Raw genomic sequence first — 24,951 nt, forward strand, 5'->3', positions numbered from 1 at the left:
TTTTGATAGCAGGGCTTAAATTTACTTTAATGTATGATTGTAGAATTATTTCGTAAACAAAGGCTAATGCCTTTAAAATTTCGCCAAAGGATATTTAAAATACGCACCAGTTTTAACTCCTGAAAATAAATTTCGTATAATTTATCTGAAGAATATTATCATGAGTATTGGTTAATAATAAGGCTATACTTTCGTTATTTTTTATCAAGGTTAGCGTTTATCAATTCCAAGATTGATTCTATGTTGTTTCTAACATGCACGGCTTCATTATTAGTAATGCCGCATTGTTCGGTTATGGTCAAAATATAATCGTCGATGTCATCATCTTCAATTATTTTATTGACCGCAATACGTTTGTCTTTATTTTTAAAATTGAATTTATCTGTCCACCATAATCCATTAAACAATAATTTAATACTATGGTTTTTTGTTAGGTAAGGAAAAAAATGATTAATGCTATAGTTACGTAAATCTTGCTCGTATTCCGTAAGCCTATTTACTTGTCCAGACCAATTGGTAAGCAAGGTTTTTAGGGTGTCGTTAGTTAATAGATACAATTTACCTGATGATAATACTTCATTTGTTGTTCCAATAACGGGATCAAAAGTAGGTGTGCTATTTAAAGTTAATAAATCTAACCCAATACTGTCAATAGGGACATTTTCCTGAAGGCCCTCTTTAACCGAAAGTATTCTATACGCAGCGTCAATCATATTATTTCGCATCGTAATTTTATTGTCAAGTTCGTTTAAGTTCTCGGTGTATTCACTTTTAAGTTGCAACAGTATTTGATGTTCTTGTTTTCGGTTAATCCTGTTTTCATTCCAATCGTTAATTTGTAGCGCAATCAAAATTCCAATGACCACAAGAACAATCTCCCCAATGGCATATTTGAGATACGTAACAGTTTTTCCTTCTGAAAGCAAATTCTGTCTAATTTTTCTAAAGAATTTTATCATGAGTGTTTATCAATTATAATGAAGGGCATGGACTAGGCTATGCTTTCGTTTTTTAATTATTGCGATTCATAATTAAGGAATTGTATAATCTCTTTAGCATTTCCTTTAATCTCGTCCATCTCTTTAAATGCCCTAATTCTATATGAATCCTGAATTCGTATATAAGCGTTAACGAACTTTTTTAAATTATTTTCATCAGTAATTTGAAATACACGATCTTCTTTTTTTGCTTTTTGGTATTCTATCGTTTTAAAAAGGTCTAAAGTAGGATCATTAAATCTTTCATTTTCCAAAACTAACATTTGAGAAAAATATGGATTATTCAAATCCATAATTTCACTTGTAACTTCCTCGGCCTTATGTGCATTCGTCATATCCTGATCAAAATCCTCATCCAAGTGGTATGAAAATGATTCATAAGCTATTAACTTTTTCTTTAAGCTGTCATTTTTAAAATTATGAAGTATTTCCGAGTTTTTCATTTCGTTAAAAGTGGATCTATTCCACATATAGGGTCGATACATAATGTCATGGGTAAGTACGAAAAAGTCGGTATTTGACAATTCGGATAGATCTTTAGAAAGAATATAACTTCTTAAACTATCTATTTTTTTAAAACTTTTTTTCGCTTGAAACTGACTTACATTAATCATAGCAATATCATTTTCAAGGTCTTGAATTAACGATTTCGCATACTGCTTAACACGATTATTGTTAATGCGTTCCGTATTCCAATTATTTATCTGTAATGCAATCAAAATACCAATAACCACCAAAATAATTTCTCCGAATGCATAAAGTAGATACTTACTGAATTTATTTTCATTGAGTAACTTTTGTCTGATTTTTCTAAAGAATTTTATCATTGGTTAGTGGTTGGTTTCAATGAAGCCCAATGGCTTCATGCAAGAATAGTTGCGGGTATACAATCTAATAAGAAACATCCAAGGACTTTTGTGAGTAAATTAGAATTGTCATTGATTATAGGTGGAATAGTACTTTCATAAATCATTAATAATAGCTTTTAATTTATCATATTCTCTTGTCATGTCAATTGTGTCCTTTTTCGCGGTTCTTATATAAGGTTCTTTATCCAGCAAATGCCTGTCAGTTGTAATTTTTTTATCTAAAATTTTAAGAATTTCCGTAGCTAGATTTTTTCTGTGAACAGATCGTCCTATTAAAGAATATGAACTCCTTGAAGAATAGTCAAGCGCTATTTTAAATTCATTAGATTTTTTCAACTTTTCAAAATCCTCTGGCACCGCTTTAGAACCGCTATAGCTTATAAAATAATTCGGATAGATTCGCTCTTTTAACAGTTTAATGGCATCTTCTCCAGTATTTTCCTGATTTTTGGAATCCTCATAGTAATGGACAATTTCATTACTTAAGTCTTTATCATTTATAACATCCATGCCAAGAGCCAATAGTCTATCGTAAATTTTGTAATCAGCCGTAATAATTGATGCCCGTCGAATTAAAGCTAAAGAAGAATCCAATGATTCTGTATAAGGTAAATCTTCCTTTATAACCCGTTTTAAGAGCATGGCATTTATATAAGCCGATTTTAATCTGTTCTTTTCTCTATTCAGGGAAAGAGTGTCTTCCATAATACTTGATCGCAATTCTATAAATAGCTCTTGCCTTAATTTTTCCCTCTGCCAATTTTCTTTTGCATTATTAAGCTGTAATGCAATTAAAATACCAATAACAACAAGCACAATTTCTCCAATAGCATATTTGAAGTACTTAACAGTATTACCTTCTAAAAGTAAATTCTGTCTAATTTTTCTAAAGAATTTTATCATTGGTTAGTGGTTGGTTATAATGATGTACAGCGCTTTGACCGGCATTTCGCTTCGAGTTAAAGATAGCATTTTTTGGGTTTGCTTGGTTGTAAGCAATTGATTTTAGTTCATGATATCCAACGTTTTTTATTCCACATATTTCAAATATTTAGTTCTACTTTCATTGAATATCCAAAACTTGCGGAAACCATTGTCCGTTCTATGTTTTAAACCGTTTAGTGGAAGTAGTGTTTTTTATAATAACTGCACGAGTTGAATATAATTTCCACAAGTGTCATTGAGAATGGCATATTTCACATTTCCTGCTTCAGTCGGTTTAACACTAAATTCGACACCAAGATCCCTCAGTCGTTCATATTCAGAATCCACATCGTCGACGTCAAATTGGGTCCAGGGAATTCCCGCTTCTTTCAATGCGTTTTGATAAATTTTTGATGGTTCAAAATGATTAGGAGCTGGTTCCAACAATAGTTCTGGTCCCTCTTGCCAATCTTTTGAAACCAAGGTTAACCATCTATTTCCACCACCCACAGGTTCGTCCTTCTTTTTAATAAAGCCTAATTTCTCAGTATAAAACTTCAAGGCTTTTTCTTGGTCTCTAACCGGAATACTAATTAGTGTTACTTTCATTTTCTATGATTTTTAAATGATTTCCAACGATTTATGTATGATCCGTGTTTCTAAGGGCATGTGCCATAACCGTTGATGTGGGGAGTTTTTTCAATTATTCATTTTTATAACAAGTTTCCCCTTTAACCCTCCTTTTTCAATTAATTCATGTGCTTCTTTAGCTTCCTCGATTTTAATGGTTTTGGATATTAGGGGTTTCAATTTTTTTTCTGATAGTAGGACAAAAAGCTTTTTTAAGTCACTTTCAAACCAACCATGACGCTTTTTATGCCACGAACCAATGGAGTAGAAGCTGGTAGAAGGCATCCAAGGCGTTAAATTCCATATTTGCACACGTAAAAAACTCTTTATTAGGTCCATTTGTGTTTTTGCATTATAAGCTCCAAATGCAACTAATTTTCCCTTATTGTTCAGTGTTTTAATGGAACGTTTAAAGTGGTCTCCACCAAAGGGGTCAAAGACGGCATCGAGTCCATTTGGTTCTAAATCCCTGATTACCTGAACAAAATCTTCAGACTTATAATTAATTGGATGACAACCTGATTCTCTTAGGATGTCATGCTGGTCGGCTGATGCAGTTCCAAACATTTTCAAATTAAATAAAGATCCAATTTGTAATAAGGCACTACCAACAGCCCCACCTGCTCCGTGAATGAGTATTTTATTTCCTTCTTTAATGTTTGCTGACCGGGTTAGCATTTGGTAGGCTGTCACGTAAGAGAGAATCATTGAGACTGCCTCGACCGCATTTACATTTTCTGGTACGTGAACTAGCTGCTTGGCAGGTAGAATTAAATATTCTGAGTAAGCTCCAATAACGGTCAGTTCTGCTACTTTTTGTCCTTCTGTAAAATCAGTTACTCCAAAACCAAGCTTGTCTACAATTCCCACCATGTCATAACCTGGCGTAATGGGAGGCTTCGCTTTTACATCGGGATAAATGCCTCTTCGGATTAAGGTGTCGGTAAAATTGATGCTAGTCGCCAATACCTTGACTCTAACTTCACCTTCATTCGGTTCGGGGAGGTTTTCTTTTATTTCTAATTCCAATACCTCAGGACCACCAAATTCTTTTAAGCTGATATACCTGTAGCTCATGATCTTTTTACTTTTATTACTCATGACGTCTCCGGCTATGAGTTGTTGAGTGGCTTACCCAACTAATTTAGTAAATACATCCCAAATTATAAATTTAGTTGGATTTTCAGAAGTTGGTGAGAAGAAACAAATATTTAGAGCCATTGCTGTGTTTAGTACTTTCGATTCAGTTTTTTCAAAATACCATTTAATATCTCATCTTCTTCATCCAACAAGTGGTCTTTAATCCTAATGTCAGGTTTAACGCCTTCTTGTTTTTTACTACCATTTACACGAACAATTTGTCCTTTAGATACTTTAACTACAATTCCTGTACGAGGTAATGAGTATTGAAATTGTGAAGCATAAAGTGTTGGAAAATCGCCTGTTTCTTCCCCAACAATAATCCCAAACTTGTAATCTTGAATTTGAGAAGCTGTAACGGCCGATTGCGAATGTGATTGTCTGTTGACTAAAACGTACACCGCTCCTTGAAACCTCTTAGGTTTTGGTTGAGGCTGGTATTCATCAAAGTCATAGTTGTATCGCTCTCCATTTTTATGAGCGAGTATATTTTGAAAATAAGCAGCTGTAGTGTCATTGTGTTTCCTTGTATGGTCTTTAAGAAATTGACTTGTTTTTATTTTAAATTCCGAATTCCATTTAAAGGGCTTATCAGCAATATAGGATACTAAGTAATCACTAAAAGAGTCATTACCACCAGCATTATTTCTAAGGTCAATTATTAGATTTTTACTGTTACGTTGTTTTATTTCTACAAAAGCAGAATCAATGAATTTCTGATACCCTTGTTCGTCGCCCGAAAAGTTGCCCGGATTTAAATAGGCAGATTGATCTATAAACTTTAATTCCATCTTAGCATTCAATATTTCGGCTCTTTTCATTTCATAATCTTCTATGAGGTTTACCGCTTTTATTGAATGTTTTTTGACAGTTCCATTTGAGAGAATTTCAACTTGAAAGTTATCTTGCTTTCCAAATACTTGCCAATATAATCTGGGAAACGAAAACATTTCTATTTTTGCATTTTTAAAGTATGCTCTTTCAGCTGAAACTTGTGGGTAAATTTCAGCTAAAATATCTTTCATTAATACCCCGTTTATACTTATTATTTCCGAACCAATTTTAATGTCAGGATTATAGGAAAAGTTTTTTCGGATTAAACTTTTGTTATTTTCAAAAGCAATTTCTAAGGGAAATATTGTTCCTCCACTATAGGCATATGTTGCGTAAGAAGCTCCAGGGAATTCTATTTCCGTATGTCCGTTATTTGCCAATGATATCACTTTTTGAAACATAGTGGTGGCTTGTAATAGAGTAATAGAATCCTTAGTTATGGATTGTTTTACATTCTGGTAATTCTTCGAAAAGTCTTGTTTTGAAGTATAGGCGTAGAGATTATAGTGAGCATCTTTTAATGAGTTATGAAGATAATCTAAATCTTCTATAATGTCATTTCGACTAAAATTCTTTTCAGATAGTTGGGCTTTGGAATATTGCGAAAATATTGCAAAAAGGAAAAATGCAATGATATAAGGGTTCCTCATTAATTGTTTGTTTTTTTAATGACGAATGAATTCTTCGAATGTTACTTTGTATTTAGCAGGAACAACGTTTATGCGTAAGGAACGTTGCGTGTTTGAGTGCGAGGATTTTCCGAAGGAAAATTAGAAGCTAGCAAACAAAGCAACGACCAAACGATTGAACTAAAATAAGCAATGTTTTTTACACGGTGTTGTAAGCTGGCTTTTCTATTCACGATAATATTATTCCGTATAACCATAAAAGTCCATAAATATTGGCAATTCCGAAAATTATTCCGAAAACTAATTCTTTATTAATTCGATAATTTTTCAATTCCGAACTAATTGTTTTTAAATTTTGCTTTGTTTCAATTCCGATTTTAGTTTTTGCAATTCGGTCTCCAATTCTTCGCGTAGGACTAAAAATTGTAAACAGAAAATCTATTGGGATTATGAGCAAAAAATTCCGCAATGAACATTTCCATTCTGAAGCTTTTTGGTCAGTCAGATTTTGTACTTGGATTCCGAAAAGTCTTTTTCCGTTAAGAAAGTCTTTATTCATTGTAATTATATAAACAATCATTATTCCAAGATATAGATTGTCATTTATTGCAAAAATTAATAATCCGATTACACACATGATGAGATAATCAACTAAAATTGCTTTAATTCTATTTTCTAATATTGAATTCAGATGATTGCTATTTTTGCTTGCTTACAACTCCTTATATATAGGTAAATATACACCATTTTGGATTTTTATCTCTGGATAACAAGAACTTTTGGAGTCTTTTATTATTCTTTTACGGGGGTCACTTTGAGTCAATTAATCTTACAGTTATTAATGAATTTGAAGATCAATGTCTCTTATCTTTAGAATATTGGTTAAAAGTAAAATAATCGAAATTGGCTCACATAGGAGAGCGAACGCACTCTCCCTATTTCGCTTTGAGCTCCCGGCATTTAGGTTTTTGGTATTGGTCTGAAATTTCTGTTCTTTACAGTCTGCCTTCACAAATACCAAGGCATTTTTTACCAGTCTACCGGTTGGCAGGTTCGGCTTTTATTCACTTATACCCAGCAGCAAACTCCGGGTAATGCGTATAAAAAAAAGCCCAACACTAGGTGTTGAACTTTTGTTGTTGTAGCGAGAGGGGGGCACGATCCCCCGACCTCCGGGTTATGAATCCGACGCTCTAACCAGCTGAGCTACCTCGCCATATTTAAGGCTGCAAAGATAATAACATTATTAATCCATGCAAACATAAATTCTCGAAAATATTCCATTAAATTGTTGTAAAACTTATCAATTAATGTATATATTGGGCATCAATAAATTTTACTACTATTTATGGACGACAAAATTAAATTCGAATTAGAATTTCCTATACATGCATCGCCACAATTACTCTATCAGTATATATCGACACCTTCAGGATTGTCGGAATGGTTTTCAGATAATGTTAATTCCAGAGGGGAATATTTTACGTTTATTTGGGATGGCAGTGAAGAGAAGGCTCGTTTAATTAGAAAGAAGAGTGGTGAAAGTGTTAAATTTCGCTGGGTCGACGATGAAGATGAAATCTATTATTTCGAAATCCGGATTCAGGTTGATGAGATTACAAAAGACGTTTCGTTAATGGTTACAGATTTTGTAGAAGAAGACGAACTCGATGAAGCTAAAATGCTTTGGGAAAATCAAATTTCTGATCTAAAACAAGTGTTAGGTTCTGCTTAAAAAGGCGGTAAATTATATAATATAAAGTATCTTTGCTCATTCTTAAGAATGAGCTTTTTTTATGCAAAATTTTAACGGTACAATTCAGGAAAACGATCAATTTATATCAGCTAATAATCGCGGTTTAAATTACGGAGACGCCATATTTGAAACCATTAAATATACTTCAGGCAAGGTGTTGTTTTGGGAAGATCATTACTTCCGTTTAATGGCCTCTATGCGTATTATGCGAATGGAAATCCCCATGAGTTTTACTATGGAATTTTTGGAGGCGGAAATTATAAAGAGTTTAAAGGCGAATGGACTTGAAAATAATACGGCTCGTGTAAAAGTGATTGTATATCGCAAGGATGGCGGTTTATATACTCCCGAAACCAATGATGTTGAATTCGTGATCTCGGTGAGTGTTTTAGAATCAGATGTCTACGCCTTAAATAAGGAACCGTACGAGGTAGATCTTTTTAAGGATTATTACTTGTCACCGTCTTTATTATCGACCTTAAAAACCAATAACAAAGCTTTGAATATCGTTGGCAGTATTTATGCCAAAGAAAATGGTTTGAATAATTGCCTGATATTGAATACCGAAAAACAAGTGGTTGAAGCCTTAAATGGCAATATTTTTTTAGTAAAGGGAAACACCATAAAAACGCCGCCTTTAGCCGATGGTTGTTTAAAAGGCATTATGCGTCAGCAAATTTTAGAGCTTGGAAAGTCTTGGAAAGAATACACCTTTGAAGAGGCATCCATTTCACCCTTTGAACTTCAGAAGGCCGATGAACTTTTCATCACTAATGTCATATGGGGCATACAACCCATAAGTAAATACAGGAAAAAGGTGTTTACAACGGATGTTTCCGAAAAACTGATAGAAAAATTAAACGAAAGAATTACTGCCTAACTAGTTATAGCTCGGGTTTTCAGGGGCGTTAGACCAAATACTGTATTCGCCACCAAACTCCAACATTTTTTCCTTCCAAAAAGATTCATAATCTTTTTCAATGATCTCTTTTTTATAAACGTTTTCGGTGACTACCCAAGAACTGGCCTTTAGTTCATTTTCAAGTTGTGACTTATCCCAACCTGAATACCCAAGGAAAAAACGGATGTCTGTTTCCTGGAGGGATTCGTTTTTAATCAATTCGGCAACTTTACTAAAATCGCCTCCCCAAAAAATACCAAGAGAGATTTCAATACTGTTCGGGATAAGGTCTGGAACTTTATGAATAAAGTACAGGTTATCTTGCTCTACGGGACCGCCATTATAGACTTTAAACGTTGCTTCCAATTCAGGAATTAAATCCTGAACGGTATATTCCAAAGGTTTATTGAGGATAAAACCAATAGAACCGTCTTCCGTATGATCTGCTAATAGGACAATGGATCTGTTAAAAGATACATCTCCAATAATAGCAGGTTCGGCTATGAGCAAGTCACCTTTTTTAGGTTTTATTGTTACCATTTTAATGGAAATTTAACATTTAAATCTAATATTTATTTCTGTAATAAACAAAGTATTTTGCTTTATACAAAAAAAGCCTTCAAAATTGAAGGCTTTATTTATGTTAAAAAAGCAGGTTCAATTAGTTCACTGCATTTGCTAAATCAGATCCAGCTTTAAACTTAACAACTTTTTTAGCTTTAATTTTTATAGTCGCACCAGTTTGAGGATTTCTTCCTTCTCTTGCAGCTCTTTTAGAAACTGACCAAGATCCAAAACCTACTAAAGAAACTCTGTTTCCTTTCTGTAAAGCGCCTTCGATTTCAATAAGCATACATTCTAGAGCTTTTTTAGCAGCTGCTTTTGTAATTCCGGCATGTTCTGCCATTGCGTCGATTAAATCTGTTTTGTTCATAATATTAAATTTAGTAATTAATTGGTTAAACATTTTTTGTTAAATCCTCTACAAATTTATACGGATTATGCAATCATGCAAGTAATAGCAAGGGAAATCCAAGGTTTTGTTAATAACTTGGATCATTTGTTAATAAAGCTTAGATTATTTAACAGGTTATTTAAAAAAAGCACTATTAACAAGGGGTTAGAGCATTTTTGCCTCCTCCGAAAATGTGTACCCGTTCAAAAGGGATATGGTATCCATTAATTTTTTGCCGGGGAGTTTAACTTGGTCAATTATAATGTAACCATCCAGAGCAGCTACTTTAAGTTCTTTTTTACTCGTAATAATTGTTCCCGGAGAAAGTTTATGAGCCTCTTTCTGTTTTTTAGCTGCGTATATTTTTACATCCAAAGTTTCATCACCATTCTTTAAAGTACACCAGGCAGCGGGATATGGACTTAAACCCCGAATGAGGTTGTAAATGGATATTACAGATTGGTCCCAATCGATCTTGCAATTCTCCTTATCTAATTTTGGAGCTGGCTTAATAGCCGTAGTTTCTTTTTGTGGAATCGGTTTTACCTCACCCTTTTCAATTAAGGCGACTGTTTTTAAAATGAGGTCACTACCAAGCATCATAAGCTTGTCGTGTAAACTACCGGCATTTTCATCAGGTTCTATTGTTATAGTATCCTGAAGGATCATATCACCGGTATCTATTTTTTCATCAATAAAAAAGGTCGACACGCCCGTTTGAGATTCACCATTTATAATAGCCCAGTTTATTGGAGCTGCTCCACGGTAGTTCGGTAATATTGAGGCATGTAAATTAAAGGTGCCGTATTCCGGTTGTTGCCAAACGACTTTTGGTAACATTCTGAAGGCCACGACTACCTGTAAATTAGCCTGCAGCTTTGCAAGTTCATTTTGAAACTCAGGATCTTTGAGATTCGTGGGTTGTAAAACCTTTAAACCTTGTGATTTGGCATAGACTTTAACTGCACTTTCTTGTAGTTTTCGTCCGCGTCCGGCAGGGCGGTCGGGCGCAGTAATGACACCAACAATATTATAGCCTTCTTCCACCAAGGCTTTTAAAGGGGTAACGGCAAACTCAGGAGTGCCCATAAAAACGATTTCTAAATCTCTCATTTCTTTACTATTGTTTTATCACAGCGCCGCTAAAAAATACATATTATAAATGACTCAGTGTGTAGGTATTCGTTTTAGTTATTTTAATAACCTCTTGCTCGAGTAATATTTTAAGCATTTGTTTAATGTTGTTTTCCGATCCAGCTATTTTGGAAATAATCTCTCGTGATGAAAGATCAGAATGTTCTAACAAGAGAATAATTTCATTTTTTAGTTTTTTAAGTTCCTCTTCAGATGGATTGGAATTTTTTTCAATGCATACTGAGCATATCCCACAAGGTTCAGTCTTTTCTTCACCAAAATAATTCAGCAATTGGACACTTTTACAAACGGCATCGTTTTCAATATATTCTAACACGGCAGTTACTTGCTCTTGCTTTAATTGGTTCTGCTGACTAATAACAGGTGCAATTCTGTTTATGGTAATATCATCTTCTCGCGGTTCAATAAAGGTGATCTGTGCGTCGGTTTTTACGTGTTTGAAATGAATTACATTATCCTTTTCCAAAGTTTCTAAAATTTGAATCACATCCTGTTCTGACACCCCTGCCTTTTCTGAAACTTTAGAGGTATTGATGCGTGTTTCCTGATCGAAAACACCACCGTACAAGCGCAACAAAGCTTTAATGATCAGGGCCTTTTTAGTATCCATTTCGAGATAACTCAGTAGGGCTTTATTATTAATTTTAAATTGCAAACTAACCTTATTTTTAAATTGTTTGGCTAGGCTAATAACACTATTGCGGTCTAAAATAAGCAAAGCATTATAGGTTAAGATCGTATGAAGCTTATAGGTTTTGCAAAAGCTGGTGAAATCGAAATTAAAGGTGTTGTAAGCGCCTTCCCCGTAAGGGATCTGAAAATAACTGCACAGTTTTCTGTATACATGTTTAACTGTATTCACATCAGGTAAAACCTTTAAAAACTGATTCTTAACCATATCGGGATCACTATTGTTTTTTAGGATCACGGCGTAAGCCTTATTTTCATTACGGCCAGCACGACCAGCCTCCTGAAAATAGCTTTCTATACTCTCGGGCAGATTTAAGTGGACCACGGTTTTTACATCGGCTTTATCAATGCCCATTCCAAAAGCATTGGTAGCAACCATAACTTGTTTTTGATTTTGTGACCATTCTAGCATATGACGTTCCTTTTCGGCTGATGGTAATCCTCCGTGGTAATATGTTGCCGACAGTCCTTTGTCGTTTAAAAACTGACTGGTTTCCAGGGTGCTTTTTCTATTGCGAACATAGACTATTGAAGCTGCTTTATTTTTCTTTAAAATAGTTTCAAGACGGTATAATTTATCCTCTTCATGAAAGACCATATAGGCTAAATTTGATCTAAAGAAAGAAGTTTTAAAAACTTTTGGATTCATAAAATCCAGTTCGACGATGATGTCTTCCACGACATTTGGTTTGGCTGAAGCGGTTAGCGCCACCACATTAACAGTCGGATGTAATTGACGTAAATTTAAAATATTCTTGTAGGCCGGTCTGAAATCGTTTCCCCACTGCGAGATACAATGGGCTTCGTCTACAGCAATAAGGTTTACAGGCATTTGTTTAATGCGATCCTGAACGAGCTCCTGTTGCAAACGTTCCGGAGAGAGATATAAAAATTTATAATTTCCGTATATCGCATTATCTAAGAGGGTATCTAACTCAGAAGCTCCTATCCCGCTGGTGAGCGCCATGGCTTTTATTCCTTTGTTTTGTAAGGCCTTTACCTGATCCTTCATGAGAGCGATAAGCGGCGATATAACGATACAGATCCCTGGTTTCACTAAAGCGGGTATTTGAAAACACAACGATTTTCCGCCTCCTGTTGGTAATAATACAAAGGTGTCATCTCCTGCCAAAACCGATGCAATAATATCTTCTTGGAGGGGTCTGAAACTTGTAAAGTTCCAATAACGTTCCAGCAGTTTTACAGGATGCTCCATATTAGATGTGGATAATATTCAAAATATAGTCGGTACGTTTTTCAACCGTGTCAAATGGTACGTCAATAAGCTGATAATTGTATGACTGATAAGTGTTTACGAGATGCTTATGAATAATCATAGCATCTTCAAAATTTTCATAACGCTCATTATCTGTCTTATAAATAGCTTTCCAGGGTTTTAAAATAAAAACGGCATCGTAAGGGTGGTTATGACAAGCCTTTGTGAAATCTTCAGGATAATTCAATTTAGCAAAATCCATGTAAGCTACAATATCCGGAATGCCACGATCGAAGAATACGGTATCCGTTGATAGATTATGGGCCTGATGATATTGTTGCAATCGGCCTTGTAACAGGGCTTCACTAAAACGCAATGGTTCGGTTAAGAACAGTTGATCAATACCTTGTTTTTTAGCTTCTAAGGTTACTTCTCTTGAAATTTCTTCAAGGCAGGTAAATCCACGCTCAGTGAGCGCATTAATAACACTTGATTTTCCGGTTCCGGGACCTCCCGTTATTACAATGCGTTTTGTTTTCAAAAGGTGTTAATTTAGCCGTAAAAATAGGAATTTAAACCCACGATAATGTATATTTGCACTCTAAAAAATTACTATGAGCGAATCTTCGAAATCTGAAGCCTTCTATAAGAAACTACAAGAACAACTCTATGATACCAGCAGTTGGCCAACAGAGTACTTGTATAAGTTTATCATAAAATCGGATTCATTTAAAAAAAATATTATTGAAAATATTTTCGACAATATGGGAGCGGTTATTCAAACTACTGAATCTAAAAACGGTAATTATATCAGCGTTTCTATTAATGTAGAAATGAAAGACCCCGAAACAGTTATCAAAAAATACAAGGAAGTCGCAGAAAAAGTTGAAGGCGTTATAAGTCTATAGTTTTTTTTTGTATTTTGCGAGAGCATAACAACTACATGCACTAATTTTAAGCAACACATTTATTTTGATCGACGATTTAGAGTACAACACGGAACGTGAACATTTGATTATTCCTGAATACGGAAGACACCTTCAAAAAATGATCAATCACGCCAAAACAGTTAAGGATAAAGACGAAAGAAACAAACAAGCTAAGGCTATTATTGCGGTAATGGGTAATATGCAACCCCATTTGCGCGATGTGCCTGATTTCCAGCATAAACTATGGGATCAATTGTTTATTATGTCCAACTTTGAGTTGGATGTTGATTCTCCTTATGAAAAACCAACCAGGGAAGTATTTGAGGAGCGTCCTGACCCTTTGAAATATCCACAAAATTTTCCAAAATATCGATTCTACGGAAACAATATAAAGACCATGATCGACGTTGCTAATACGTGGGAAGAAGGCGAACTTAAAGAGGCTCTGGAATATACCATTGCTAACCATATGAAAAAGTGTTTTTTAAATTGGAATAAAGACACGGTTGAAGATGAAGTGATCTATGATCATTTATACGAATTGTCAGGAGGAAAAATTAATTTAAAGAATACAGATGAGGATCTTTCGGATGCCTCAAGTTTAATGCGAACTAAAACTAAATACGCTAAGAAAACGCATCATAAAAAAGGATCAAGCAAACACCGTAAGCGCTACTAAATAATCTATGGGAACATTTAAAATTGAAGGTGGTCATCAATTAAAAGGAAGTATAAAACCACAAGGTGCTAAAAATGAAGCCTTACAAATTTTATGTGCCGTATTACTTACCCCTGAGATCGTAACGATCCATAATATTCCGGATATCGTTGATGTCAATAAACTTATCATTTTATTAAAAAACCTGGGTGTAAAAGTTCATCAGTTATCGCGATCAAGCTATACGTTTCAAGCCGACGATGTTAATTTGGATTATCTGGAATCGGATGCATTCAAAAAAGATGGTCGTGGCTTGCGTGGATCGATCATGATCGTTGGGCCTTTATTGGCGCGCTACGGAAAGGGTTATATACCCAAGCCTGGTGGTGATAAAATAGGGCGTCGTAGACTAGATACACATTTTGAAGGTCTTATAAAATTAGGTGCCAACTTTAAATACAGTCGTGAAGACCAATTTTATGGTGTTGAGTCCAAGAAATTAAAAGGGACCTATATGTTGCTCGAGGAAGCTTCAGTAACCGGGACGGCCAATATTGTTATGGCTGCCGTTTTAGCCGAAGGGCGAACAACCATTTATAATGCGGCCTGCGAACCATATTTACAGCAATTATGTCGGATGTTGAACCGGATGGGGGCCAAGATCTCAGGTGTAGGATCCAACATGCTTATCATTGATGGTGTGGAGGCCTTAGGCGGCACTGAACATACCATGCTACCGGATATGATTGAAATTGGTAGCTGGATCGGTTTGGCAGCTATGACCAAAAGTGAGCTCACTATTTCTGATGTGTCCTGGGATGATCTTGGGTTGATTCCTAATGTTTTTAGAAAATTGGGTATTACCGTAGAAAAGCTTGGTGACGATATTCATATTCCTGCACATACTAACGGATACGAAATTCAAAGTTTTATCGATGGATCAATTTTAACCATTTCTGATGCTCCTTGGCCCGGATTCACACCGGATCTTTTGAGTATTGTTTTGGTTGTTGCGACTCAAGCCCGTGGCAGTGTTTTGATCCATCAAAAGATGTTTGAAAGTCGCTTGTTCTTTGTGGATAAACTTATAGATATGGGCGCTAAAATTATTTTATGTGATCCTCATCGCGCCACTGTTATTGGTCACGATTTCAAGTCTACCTTAAAGGCGACAACTATGACATCGCCCGATATTCGTGCCGGTGTCTCTTTATTGATAGCAGCGCTTTCAGCGAAAGGTACATCAACGATTATGAATATAGAACAAATCGATCGTGGTTACGAGAATATTGATGAACGTTTACGTGCCATCGGTGCAAAAATTGAACGGATCGCTTAAATTACTTCTTAGAGGTAAACGTTTTATCTGAATACATTCGAATACAAAAAAATAAAGGTATAACCAGGGAGGCGGTTATACCTTCGACTAATTCAATTGACTTTTTATAAAAGAAATTTACAAATCGCTATTAATCAATTGCTTTTTAATATTGTTAAGGGGTTAAAACACCATTTATTACATGGATGACCCCATTGGTTGCCTGAACATTTAAAAGTTCCGGCACAAGGTTCACAGTTCCATTAATGCTTAAAGTACTGAGATCCAGATCGAAATCTCCATTTAAAGTCGTTACAGGACCACTCGCTAAATCACTTGAATATACCCGACCCTCAACAACATGATAAAGAAGGATAGGTGCTAAATCTTCCGCGTTCAAGGTCTCAATAGCTGCGATAGCTTCTTCTGCATTAGCAACGTTCAAAAAGTTTATAAAAGCCTGATCGGTCGGTGCGAAAACTGTAAGCTGCGGATAAGGTCCATTGCCCATCAGGACATCACCTAAACCTGCCTTGGTCGCAGCAGCTAATAAAACAGTAAACTCATTTTCATAACTTGCCGCAATTTCTACCAAATTCATGGTTGGTGGCAACAATACTTTATCAATCACATGTATCAAACCATTTGTGGCTTGAACATCAGTAGCTAAAACCTTGGAATCATTAATATATACTTCAGGTGCCATACCGAGATCAACGTTCACGGCTGCTCCATTCAAAGTGGTTGCGTATCCGTTAGTGAGTTGAGCACTAAAGGTATAACCGCCCAAAACATGGTATAATAAGATTTGTTGTAACATATCAACCGGGATATCATCCAGACTCGTATAAGGTGTAGCCTCCAATAAATCTAAAAAGGCTTGATTTGTTGGTGCAAATACGGTAAATGGACCACCTGTGGCTAGCGTTTCTGCTAAACCAGCCTTTGAAGCAGCTTCAACTAAGATCGAAAACTCTGGAGCTTGGCTCAATGCTGTTTCCACCAGGTTGCCTGAGGGTATCATTAAAACTTTATCTATGACATGAATAACACCGTTTCGAGCTGAAATATCGGCGGTGGTTACCTGTGCATCATTAATCATAACGCCACTGTCACTCAGGCTCACAATAACATCAGTACCTTCTGCTGTAGTCGCGGGTCCGGAGCTTAGATCATAACTATAAACCGGTTGTGGTAAGACGTGGTACAATAAAATATTCTCAATATTTGGAATATCTGCAACACTTTGTTTCGTAATTCCTGCCGCCATGAAAGCTTCGTCGGTTGGCGCTAAAAGGGTTAGTCGGTTTTTAGATACCACGCTAGATAATTTAGTTTTGGCAAGGGCAACACTCAAAATTTCGAATGTGGCGTCAGTCTCCCAAACATCGTTATCATCTGACTTTTCTTTTCCGTGTTTAGCCGTGTTGTTGAACGAAGCAAGAATTTCCGTAATTGAAGGATCTACTTCATTTACTGGAGCATCGCTTATGGATTCTTTACTACACGACAAAGTCATAAGTAAAAAACTGATCATGAGAAGAGGAAGTTTAAATAGATTCGGGCGATTCTTACTTAACTTAATGGTATTCATGATTATACATTTTTTTTATTAATGCTTTAAAGATATAAAATTGTTTAACAAAAACCAAAAAAGGTTAAACAAAATATAAGCAATAAGAATGGGTTTTGGGAACCTCTGTATTTTAACGATTGTTTTTGAAGATATTCTGAGGCATTATAATTTGGGTATTATCCGTGTTAAATAATTTATTTACAACAAATTGCGGCTTATATAAATTGACACAACAAAAAATGTATAGGTTTTGTATGGGTGGATTTTTTGGAGAAAGTTATAACGCAATCTATGTTTAAGGAATTAATAATAATTACCTAAGAATATGAGCAACTTTACAAAAAAGACTATTAAAAATTATTTACATCTTATTTTTTTAACATTTGGGATGCATTTAGCACTAGCACAATGTCCTAATATTGTCTGGTCCGATGAGTTTTCAGGCAATTCTTTAGACCTGACCAAATGGAATTACCAATTAGGCGACGGTTGTGCTGAGGGCATTTGTGGCTGGGGAAACAATGAGTTACAATCCTACCAGGAGGCCAATGTTACAGTGAGTAACGGGACGCTAAAGATTACTGCACGAAAAGAGCGTAACAAAGGGTCACAATATACCTCAGGGCGAATTAACTCTAAGAACAAAGGCGATTTTACCTATGGACGATTTGAGGCCTCAATAAAGTTACCTTATGGTGATGGTTTATGGCCGGCCTTTTGGATGCTGTCAACCGATGAGCCTTATGGAACCTGGCCTAAGAGTGGCGAGATTGATATAATGGAGAGTGTGGCATCTAATCCTAATGAAGTTTTTGGAACTATTCATTACGGTGACCTTTATCCCAACAATCAATATCAAGGAAATGAATATATTTTAAAGGATGCTAATTTCCCGGATGCATTTCATGAATTTGCTATCGAATGGGAGCCTGGTGAAATTCGCTGGTATGTTGATGGTATTCTGTATTCTAAAAAACAAATAGCCGATGTATCCCCATATAATTGGCCTTTTGATAATGATTTTCACTTTTTGCTTAATGTGGCCGTAGGCGGAAGTCTTGGAGGACCAGTGGACAATACGATGTTACCGTCTTCCATGGAAGTAGATTATGTGCGCGTTTATGACGGTTTTAAACCTCATTTTACAGGGGAGGCCGTAGTTTCGAATCAGGCTACAGGTGTGGTTTACAGTATCGAAAATTTGGCTCCTGGAACGAGTGTTAATTGGAGGGTACCTTCCGACGCCACCATAGTAAGTGGTCAGGGAACGGCTTCGGTAACAGTTGATTTTGGCTCTTTCAGCGGACGGGTTTCAGCATCATTTAATGATGGCTGTTCAGAAAAAAATTATTCAAATTATATTGAAGTAGAACCACCCTACATTAAGGAATTTTCTTTTGAGAATTTTGATGATCCAGGAACAGCCACTTTAGCATCTGCAACAGGGGATTTAACAGAAGTTTCAAATCCATCGCCGGATGTTGTAAACAGCAGTAATCTTAGTAGTGCATATGTTAGAAATAGTTCGGAACAATACGATTTGATCACTTATAGTGTCTCGAATATAACCGATGCTTCCAATTATGTGGATAAATCCAAAAAGTTTTATCTGGATGTATATACAACGGCGCCTGTGGGTACAGAAATTATCCTGCAATTAGAAACTCCTTTAGCAACGGCTTCCAACTATCCCTCTGGGAGACATAGTAGGTATATGGCTAAAGTTGAAACTAATAATGCCTGGCAGCGTTTGCCATTTACATTATTGGATCGTCCGGATCCTTCAACACCGGATGGTGACGTTTCAAAGATGATTCTATTATTCGCCTCAAACACCTTTACCGGCGACACCTATTATTTTGATAACTTGGATAGCTACGCAGCTGATAATGGATCGACTGGTAACCAAGCGCCAACGATTTCTATTTCTGATCCGTTGGATGGTGCTACATTTGATCTGAATACTACTATAACCATTTCAGCAAATACTTCTGATCCTGATGGCACGGTAACCCAAGTTGAGTTTTTTTCAAACGGTGTATCTCTTGGTATTGATAGTACCGCTCCTTTTAGTAGGGATTTTACGGTACCCTTGGGCGATTCTAATCTCACAGCAGAGGCTACTGACGATTTTGGAGCTAAAGGGACTTCTACAAGTATCACTATTATCGGACAAGCCACGAGGCAGGCAACTTCCATGCAGGTCGCTTCTGTAACTCTAGGATCTGCCAGTGCGGGTAGAGGACAAAAATATGGAACAGCCTCAGTGACTATTGAAGACAATAATGGAAATGTTGTTCCTAATGCCACTGTAACTGGTACATTTTCTGGCACCTTCAGTGAAGAGGTAACAGCTACCACGGATAGCAATGGCGTAGCTGTTTTACAAACCTCTTTGTCTGCAAAAGGAACATTAACTATTAATATTTGTATTGACAATGTATCCCATGCGTCTTTGGTTTATGAGGCGGCTAATAATGCAATAACATGTACCGGAGGAACCGCTAAATTGGCTTCAAAAACAAAAGTTTCAGAAGATCCAATCAACGGTTTAGAATTAAGGGTGTTTCCTAACCCCGCCTCTACAGCAGTGTATATCAGAACATTTGGATTCGCTACTGAATCGACTATAAACGTCTATAATACTAGTGGTCAGCGCTTACTTTCTAAAATGACCGATGGCGATGTAAGTTCCATCAATGTCGCAGAATTCCCAAGTGGTTTGTATTTTATAAAGATCAGGGACGAAAGCTCACATGAAAAAACAGCTAAATTCATGAAGCTCTAATAAAAAAAGGCTAAAGGATTTCTACCTTTAGCCTTTAATTTTAATTATAAACTGATATTAATAAATGTATCGCAACGTTTTCAAGAGCCTTTAATTCAAGGCTTTCTTATAAGTATCCAAACAACGTTCCCGGGCAGCTTTGTGATCCACTATAGGTTCCGGATACGTTAATTCCTGAAAATCCGGCACCCATTTCTTTATGTATTCCAGATCCTTGTCGAACTTTTTGATCTGAGAGGTCGGATTGAATATTCTAAAGTATGGTGCTGCATCTACTCCCGAGCCGGCAACCCATTGCCAGTTCCCAACATTACTTGCCATCTCATAGTCGTGGAGTTTTTCAGCAAAATATGCTTCGCCCCAACGCCAGTCAATTAAAAGGTGCTTGCATAAAAAGCTTCCAACTAGCATGCGGACGCGATTGTGCATATATCCTGTTTCGTTTAATTGGCGCATACCCGCATCAACCAGGGGATAACCTGTTTTTCCTTCACACCAAGCTTTAAATTCATCTTCATTATTTCGCCATTCAATACGATCGTATTTCGATTTAAAACTTTCTGAAACTGTATGGGGGTAATGCCATAGGATTTGCATGAAGAATTCGCGCCAGATTAGTTCCTGCCAAAAGATTTCATTCTTCTCAGCTATAGCTTTCTTGATCATTTTACGAATGCTCACGGTTCCGAAACGGAGGTGAGGTCCTAAATGCGAAGTACTATCCAAAGCCGGGAAATTACGAGTTGCCTCATATTCTTGGATTACGGTAGGCCTTACATCGTAATCTGCAATGGTTTGTGATGATTTTTCGAACCCTATATCTGAAAGGGATAAATTAGGTAATCTGGAATTCTTTATGAGATTATCTAAATTGGACTTGGTGTCGGAAATCTTTAAATCATGGGTTTTGAAATTTTCTTTCCATGTTCTCATGTAAGGCGTATAAACCACATATGGATCACCGTCTTTTTTCACCACCTCATTTTTTTCAAAGATCACCTGATCTTTAAACGTTTTAAAGTTGATATCGTCTTTCTTCAACAGATTTTCGATCACTTTATCGCGCTCTGTGGCATAAGGCTCATAATCCCGATTGGTATAAAGGGTATCAACTTCATAAGTTTCTGAGAGCATTTTGAAGATATCTTCCGGTTTACCATGGTACATTGCCAAACTACTATTGTACTCCTTTTGAAGGGTGTCTCGCATTCCTTGCAATGTTTTGTGTATGAAAGTCACCCGAGCATCATCTTTTGGAAGTTTCTCTAAAATCTTAGAATCAAAAATAAATATTGGAATCACAGGATAGCCACCTCTTAAGGCTTCATCGAACCCAACATTGTCATCGAGTCTAAGATCTCTGCGAAACCAAAATATGTTTATTTTTTTACTCATTTTAGGGATGTTTTATTTTTTGTAAACGCCAAAGAGTGATTCTAATTTTTCTTTTCTATATGAAAAAATTTCTTCAAGCTTTGGTTTAACAACCACGGGGTGGGCCAGTCTCCCAATAGCTCCAAATGGAATCTTGTAATCTATAATATCTTCCATCTCAACCCCGCCTTCAATTTCTTTTATGAAATGTTTATGGTGCCATAAGTCATAGGGTCCGAAGCGCTGTTCATCCACAAAATATTCGCCTTCTCTAACATGTGTGATTTCTGTAACCCACTTAGTTTTTATACCTAAAACCGGTGTTACGATATATTGGATGATCTGACCCTGAAACATAGGCCTGTCGGCACCAGACAAAATATGAAAACCCATATAATCCGGGGTAATGGTTTGTAGGTTTTTGGGATCTGATAAAAATTGCCAAGCCGTTTCTTTACTGATAGGCAAATTTTGTTTTTTATGGAGTGTGTAAATTTTCACGTTAATTGAATTAATTGTTAATAAGGATATACGCGTTTAGGGAGCAAGCAATGCAAAGCCAAACAAAATAAGGGACGATTAACCAAATTTTGGTTTTCAAGATCCCTTTATAATCAAAAATAAATTTTCCAACTACAATAGTTAATAATATGATCGTTACAAGACCAAGACCAATTAAATGTTTGTTGAAAAATATGTAGTTCCAAATGATATTCAAGAAAAACTGGATACTGAATAGTACAATGAGTCTTGTCTTATCTGCTTTACTGCTCAGGAATGCCATAACAATTGAAAAACAAACCATAATGGTGGTCCATGCTAAACCAAAAAACCATCCAGGAGGCGTCCATGGGGCTTTATTTAAATCGCTATACCACGCAGATTGTGGTCCGTTATTCATAAACAAAATACCAATACCTAAGGCCCCGAAGTTTAAGATCAAAAATAAAATGAGGTATTTAAGTGTTTTCATTGGATACGAATTGAGTCCCTTTTCTGCATCAAATTATTTCGGATCTTACAATTTTCCCCACTTTCTTTAGGACAAATGATTGGTGATTTTGGAGCTCATTGGATCAGTTGCTGAGGTAAAATAATCAATCAATTCACCGTTTCTACCAATCAAGTATTTTTGAAAGTTCCATAACACTTTTGAATCTTTAACACCATTATTTATTTCTTGGGTTAACCAGGTGTAAAGTGGGTGCTGATGAGCTCCTTTAACTTCTATTTTTTCGGTTATTGGAAAGGTAACGCCGTAGTTGACCTCACAAAAGGATTGAATATCTGTTGCTGAGCCGGGTTCTTGATGACCAAACTGATTACAGGGCACGCCTATAACAACCAAATCCTCAATGTATTTTTCTTGTAAAACCTGTAGATCTTTGTATTGCGATGTAAACCCGCATTTAGAAGCCACATTCACGATCAGCATAAAATTTCCTTCAAAATCTTTTAAATTTAAAGGTGTTCCATCTAAACTGTTTATCGCGATATCGTAAATGCTAGTAATGTCTAATTTTTTTTCCATACGCTTATTAGAAAATAGGGTAGAAGCAAAGGCTTTCAAGGGATTCATATTTAAATTTTTAAATTAACAATGCCACAATCCATTTCAAATATCTGACCTGAAAGTGCTGCTGCTTTATCGGAAAGTAAAAATGCGGCCATATCGGCAACTTCATCCGGATTTAGATACTTTTTCAAAGGATGACGCTCTTTCATGCTATCCATCATTTTTTCATTTCGTAATAATTTCGAGGCCAATTCTGTATCTGTTACCGTAGGAGCAATGGCATTAACACGAACTGTTGGTGCGAGTTCGGCCGCCAACGACTTGGCCAGGCCTTCTACACCGGCTTTAGCTGCTGCGACACTACTGTGAAAGGGCATACCTAATTTGGTTGCTACTGTGCTAAATAGAACAATTGCCGGTTGCTGCCCTTGTTTTAATACTGAAAGGTATTTGTGAATGGCCTTAACGGCCCCAATAACATTAATTTCAAAATCTTCTTTGAAATCATCGGTGCTAAGTCGTGAAATAGGTTTAAGATTAATACTCCCGGGACAATATATCAAACCGTCTATTTTGGCAAAATCCGGAAGGTCGTCCTTCAGAATGTCACATGAATAATGGGTTAGATTTTCATGACTCAATTCCGGAGCCGTTCTACTGATATTAATTACTTGATGTTGTTCAAGGTGCTTTTTTAGGATGGATTTTCCAATGCCCTTACTTCCACCAATTATAACGATTGTTTTCATAAAGTGTCAGGGCAATTTTTGTTATGGCCTACCCTTAAGCCTTTTTTCTATTTTTTGTTTAATCGCGGTTAAACGTTTCATAAGATCCATAATCTCAGGATCTTTTTCCTTTTTGTATACCGTATTTAAACTTAAGATTAGTTCTTTTACTTCTCTTGCGGATTCTATTCTTTCGCTCGTAGTTTTAAAAGTATGCTTCCTATTTTCAAACTCTAAAGCCTTGTTAATAAGTTCCATAAACTAGTTTGTCTAATTATTTGTTCAGTGGTTGCCGAAATCTTTTATTTTTTGGCAATTCAGCAAGTTAATAAAATTAGTCAGACTTACTTTTTCATATTCAATTTATTAAGGAAATTTTAAGGTTTTGCAAGTTGATGTTAAGCAACTAACGGAACTCCCTTAAGACGTTTTTCAACCTTGCGTTTCATGGCTGTTAAACGTTTCATAATATCCATGATCGTTTCATCATGATTACGCTTATATATTTCATTTAAACTTAAAATCAGGTTTTTAGCTTCACGCGAGAGTTTTACGCGATCACTTGTTGATAACGATCTTAAACTTGTTTTTTCAAATTCTAGAGCTTTGTTAATTAAATCCATAATCTAATTTTTAATATAATTCTGTAATTCTCTTATTTTCTCCGGTGTGTTGAATTGTCCACCGTAATAAGTTGTTACTGTCGCAGAAGTATCATCTTGGATACCTCGAGAAGAAACACAAAGATGTTTTGCGTCAATAATTACAGCAACATCCTCTGTATCCAATATAGTTTTTAGTTCATTAGCAATTTGATTGGTTAATCGCTCCTGAACCTGTGGACGCTTTGCATAATATTGTACAATACGATTCAACTTTGATAAACCAATAACCTTTCCTGAAGAAATGTAGGCCACATGTGCTTTACCAATAATAGGAACGAAATGATGCTCACAATTCGAATAGAAGGTTATGTCTTTCTCCACAAGCATTTGATTGTACTTGTACTTGTTATCAAATAAAGCCACCTTAGGCTTATTTTTAGGATTTAACCCGGAGTAGATTTCATCTATGAACATTTTTGCAACACGTTTCGGTGTTCCTTGCAAAGAATCATCTGTGAGGTCGAGACCCATAACATCCATGATTTCTTCAAACAGGATGGCGATGCGCTCTTTTTTTTCTTCATCTGAAATTTTAAAGGCATCAGGTTTCATTGGGGTTTCTAACCCGGTGTAAAGGTGGTCGTCACCAATTTCAGAAGTTGTAAATCCATTTAAGTGTTGACCGTTTTTTTTCTTTTTCAAAGAATCTGTAATCATTAGTTGTCTTTTTTATGTGCTGTCTTAAGGAACTCATACCCCTAA

27 protein-coding genes and 1 tRNA gene are annotated in these 24,951 nt (G+C 36.0%); 6 read left to right on the top strand and 22 right to left on the bottom strand.

Annotated elements, in window-relative coordinates; genetic code table 11:
• Positions 1-194: 194 nt before the first annotated feature.
• The 8 genes from V8G61_RS07735 to V8G61_RS07770 all read right to left on the bottom strand — a co-directional run bounded on the left by V8G61_RS07735 (position 195) and on the right by V8G61_RS07770 (position 7,240).
• Entirely contained in the window at positions 195-959 is a 765-nt protein-coding gene (locus tag V8G61_RS07735; protein WP_394874959.1) for a DUF6090 family protein, read from the bottom strand.
• 56 nt (positions 960-1,015) lie between these two features.
• Positions 1,016-1,825: a DUF6090 family protein gene (locus tag V8G61_RS07740; RefSeq protein WP_394874961.1), complete on the bottom strand. Its 810-nt coding sequence runs from the start codon at positions 1,823-1,825 to the stop codon at positions 1,016-1,018.
• Positions 1,826-1,960: 135 nt separating this feature from the next.
• On the bottom strand, positions 1,961-2,770 hold the full coding sequence (locus V8G61_RS07745; RefSeq protein WP_394874963.1) for a hypothetical protein: 810 nt from the start codon (positions 2,768-2,770) through the stop codon (positions 1,961-1,963).
• Positions 2,771-3,004: 234 nt separating this feature from the next.
• Positions 3,005-3,400: a VOC family protein gene (locus V8G61_RS07750; RefSeq protein ID WP_394874965.1), complete on the bottom strand. Its 396-nt coding sequence runs from the start codon at positions 3,398-3,400 to the stop codon at positions 3,005-3,007.
• A 90-nt stretch (positions 3,401-3,490) separates the two neighbouring features.
• The gene (locus V8G61_RS07755) at positions 3,491-4,522 is read right to left on the bottom strand and encodes a medium chain dehydrogenase/reductase family protein (protein WP_394874966.1); all 1,032 of its coding nucleotides are present in this window, start codon (positions 4,520-4,522) and stop codon (positions 3,491-3,493) included.
• A 128-nt stretch (positions 4,523-4,650) separates the two neighbouring features.
• Positions 4,651-6,045, bottom strand: a complete 1,395-nt coding sequence (locus V8G61_RS07760) for a S41 family peptidase (RefSeq protein WP_394874967.1) — start codon at positions 6,043-6,045, stop codon at positions 4,651-4,653.
• 208 nt (positions 6,046-6,253) lie between these two features.
• Positions 6,254-6,661, bottom strand: coding sequence for an RDD family protein (locus V8G61_RS07765; RefSeq protein ID WP_394874969.1), 408 nt, complete (start codon positions 6,659-6,661; stop codon positions 6,254-6,256).
• A 505-nt stretch (positions 6,662-7,166) separates the two neighbouring features.
• Positions 7,167-7,240, bottom strand: a tRNA-Met gene (locus V8G61_RS07770).
• 132 nt (positions 7,241-7,372) lie between these two features.
• Between V8G61_RS07770 and V8G61_RS07775 the strand changes: the two genes are divergently transcribed.
• Together V8G61_RS07775 and V8G61_RS07780 are read left to right on the top strand one after the other, a co-directional pair.
• Positions 7,373-7,759 (top strand): START-like domain-containing protein, encoded by a 387-nt coding sequence (locus V8G61_RS07775; protein ID WP_394874971.1) that lies wholly within the window; start codon positions 7,373-7,375, stop codon positions 7,757-7,759.
• Between the two features lie 61 nt (positions 7,760-7,820).
• Positions 7,821-8,660, top strand: coding sequence for an aminotransferase class IV (locus V8G61_RS07780; RefSeq protein WP_394874972.1), 840 nt, complete (start codon positions 7,821-7,823; stop codon positions 8,658-8,660).
• Here the strand turns inward: V8G61_RS07780 and V8G61_RS07785 are convergent, their stop codons facing one another.
• From V8G61_RS07785 to V8G61_RS07805, 5 genes are all read right to left on the bottom strand, one after another.
• A complete protein-coding gene (locus V8G61_RS07785) occupies positions 8,661-9,221 on the bottom strand; it encodes a YqgE/AlgH family protein (RefSeq protein ID WP_394874974.1) in 561 nt (186 codons plus the stop codon).
• Positions 9,222-9,342: 121 nt separating this feature from the next.
• On the bottom strand, positions 9,343-9,615 hold the full coding sequence (locus V8G61_RS07790; RefSeq protein WP_394874975.1) for an HU family DNA-binding protein: 273 nt from the start codon (positions 9,613-9,615) through the stop codon (positions 9,343-9,345).
• A 186-nt stretch (positions 9,616-9,801) separates the two neighbouring features.
• A complete protein-coding gene (gene fmt / locus V8G61_RS07795; protein WP_394874976.1) occupies positions 9,802-10,749 on the bottom strand; it encodes a methionyl-tRNA formyltransferase in 948 nt (315 codons plus the stop codon).
• 43 nt (positions 10,750-10,792) lie between these two features.
• Positions 10,793-12,697 (bottom strand): ATP-dependent DNA helicase RecQ, encoded by a 1,905-nt coding sequence (locus V8G61_RS07800; protein WP_394874978.1) that lies wholly within the window; start codon positions 12,695-12,697, stop codon positions 10,793-10,795.
• Position 12,698: 1 nt separating this feature from the next.
• On the bottom strand, positions 12,699-13,238 hold the full coding sequence (locus V8G61_RS07805; RefSeq protein ID WP_394874979.1) for an AAA family ATPase: 540 nt from the start codon (positions 13,236-13,238) through the stop codon (positions 12,699-12,701).
• 73 nt (positions 13,239-13,311) lie between these two features.
• Here V8G61_RS07805 and V8G61_RS07810 point away from each other — a divergent pair, with 73 nt between their 5' ends.
• From V8G61_RS07810 to murA, 3 genes are all read left to right on the top strand, one after another.
• The gene (locus V8G61_RS07810; protein WP_394874980.1) at positions 13,312-13,605 is read left to right on the top strand and encodes a DUF493 family protein; all 294 of its coding nucleotides are present in this window, start codon (positions 13,312-13,314) and stop codon (positions 13,603-13,605) included.
• Positions 13,606-13,669: 64 nt separating this feature from the next.
• Complete coding sequence (locus V8G61_RS07815; RefSeq protein ID WP_394874981.1) at positions 13,670-14,305, top strand: DUF4290 domain-containing protein; 636 nt, start codon at positions 13,670-13,672, stop codon at positions 14,303-14,305.
• Positions 14,306-14,312: 7 nt separating this feature from the next.
• On the top strand, positions 14,313-15,623 hold the full coding sequence (gene murA, locus V8G61_RS07820; RefSeq protein WP_394874982.1) for a UDP-N-acetylglucosamine 1-carboxyvinyltransferase: 1,311 nt from the start codon (positions 14,313-14,315) through the stop codon (positions 15,621-15,623).
• A 154-nt stretch (positions 15,624-15,777) separates the two neighbouring features.
• On the opposite strand, the gene V8G61_RS07825 is transcribed toward murA, so the two are convergent.
• The gene (locus tag V8G61_RS07825) at positions 15,778-17,196 is read right to left on the bottom strand and encodes a fasciclin domain-containing protein (RefSeq protein WP_394874983.1); all 1,419 of its coding nucleotides are present in this window, start codon (positions 17,194-17,196) and stop codon (positions 15,778-15,780) included.
• 307 nt (positions 17,197-17,503) lie between these two features.
• Between V8G61_RS07825 and V8G61_RS07830 the strand changes: the two genes are divergently transcribed.
• Positions 17,504-19,966, top strand: a complete 2,463-nt coding sequence (locus V8G61_RS07830) for a family 16 glycosylhydrolase (RefSeq protein WP_394874984.1) — start codon at positions 17,504-17,506, stop codon at positions 19,964-19,966.
• Positions 19,967-20,056: 90 nt separating this feature from the next.
• Here the strand turns inward: V8G61_RS07830 and V8G61_RS07835 are convergent, their stop codons facing one another.
• From V8G61_RS07835 to folE, 8 genes are all read right to left on the bottom strand, one after another.
• Entirely contained in the window at positions 20,057-21,361 is a 1,305-nt protein-coding gene (locus tag V8G61_RS07835) for a cryptochrome/photolyase family protein (protein ID WP_394874985.1), read from the bottom strand.
• Positions 21,362-21,373: 12 nt separating this feature from the next.
• Entirely contained in the window at positions 21,374-21,841 is a 468-nt protein-coding gene (locus V8G61_RS07840; protein ID WP_394874986.1) for a cell division inhibitor, read from the bottom strand.
• Positions 21,842-21,851: 10 nt separating this feature from the next.
• Entirely contained in the window at positions 21,852-22,313 is a 462-nt protein-coding gene (locus V8G61_RS07845) for a TspO/MBR family protein (RefSeq protein WP_394874987.1), read from the bottom strand.
• A gap of 66 nt (positions 22,314-22,379) precedes the next feature.
• Positions 22,380-22,919 carry a glutathione peroxidase gene (locus V8G61_RS07850; RefSeq protein WP_394874988.1) on the bottom strand — a complete coding sequence of 180 codons (540 nt, stop codon included), beginning with the start codon at positions 22,917-22,919 and terminating at the stop codon, positions 22,380-22,382.
• Positions 22,920-22,921: 2 nt separating this feature from the next.
• Positions 22,922-23,605 (bottom strand): SDR family NAD(P)-dependent oxidoreductase, encoded by a 684-nt coding sequence (locus V8G61_RS07855; RefSeq protein WP_394874989.1) that lies wholly within the window; start codon positions 23,603-23,605, stop codon positions 22,922-22,924.
• A gap of 21 nt (positions 23,606-23,626) precedes the next feature.
• On the bottom strand, positions 23,627-23,842 hold the full coding sequence (locus V8G61_RS07860) for a hypothetical protein (RefSeq protein WP_394874990.1): 216 nt from the start codon (positions 23,840-23,842) through the stop codon (positions 23,627-23,629).
• Between the two features lie 140 nt (positions 23,843-23,982).
• Positions 23,983-24,207 (bottom strand): hypothetical protein, encoded by a 225-nt coding sequence (locus tag V8G61_RS07865; protein ID WP_394874991.1) that lies wholly within the window; start codon positions 24,205-24,207, stop codon positions 23,983-23,985.
• A 3-nt stretch (positions 24,208-24,210) separates the two neighbouring features.
• Positions 24,211-24,906, bottom strand: coding sequence for a GTP cyclohydrolase I FolE (gene folE / locus V8G61_RS07870; protein WP_394874992.1), 696 nt, complete (start codon positions 24,904-24,906; stop codon positions 24,211-24,213).
• Positions 24,907-24,951 lie beyond the last annotated feature (45 nt).

The organism is Gaetbulibacter sp. M240 (genome assembly GCF_043876815.1).
Lineage (GTDB): Bacteria > Bacteroidota > Bacteroidia > Flavobacteriales > Flavobacteriaceae > Gaetbulibacter_A.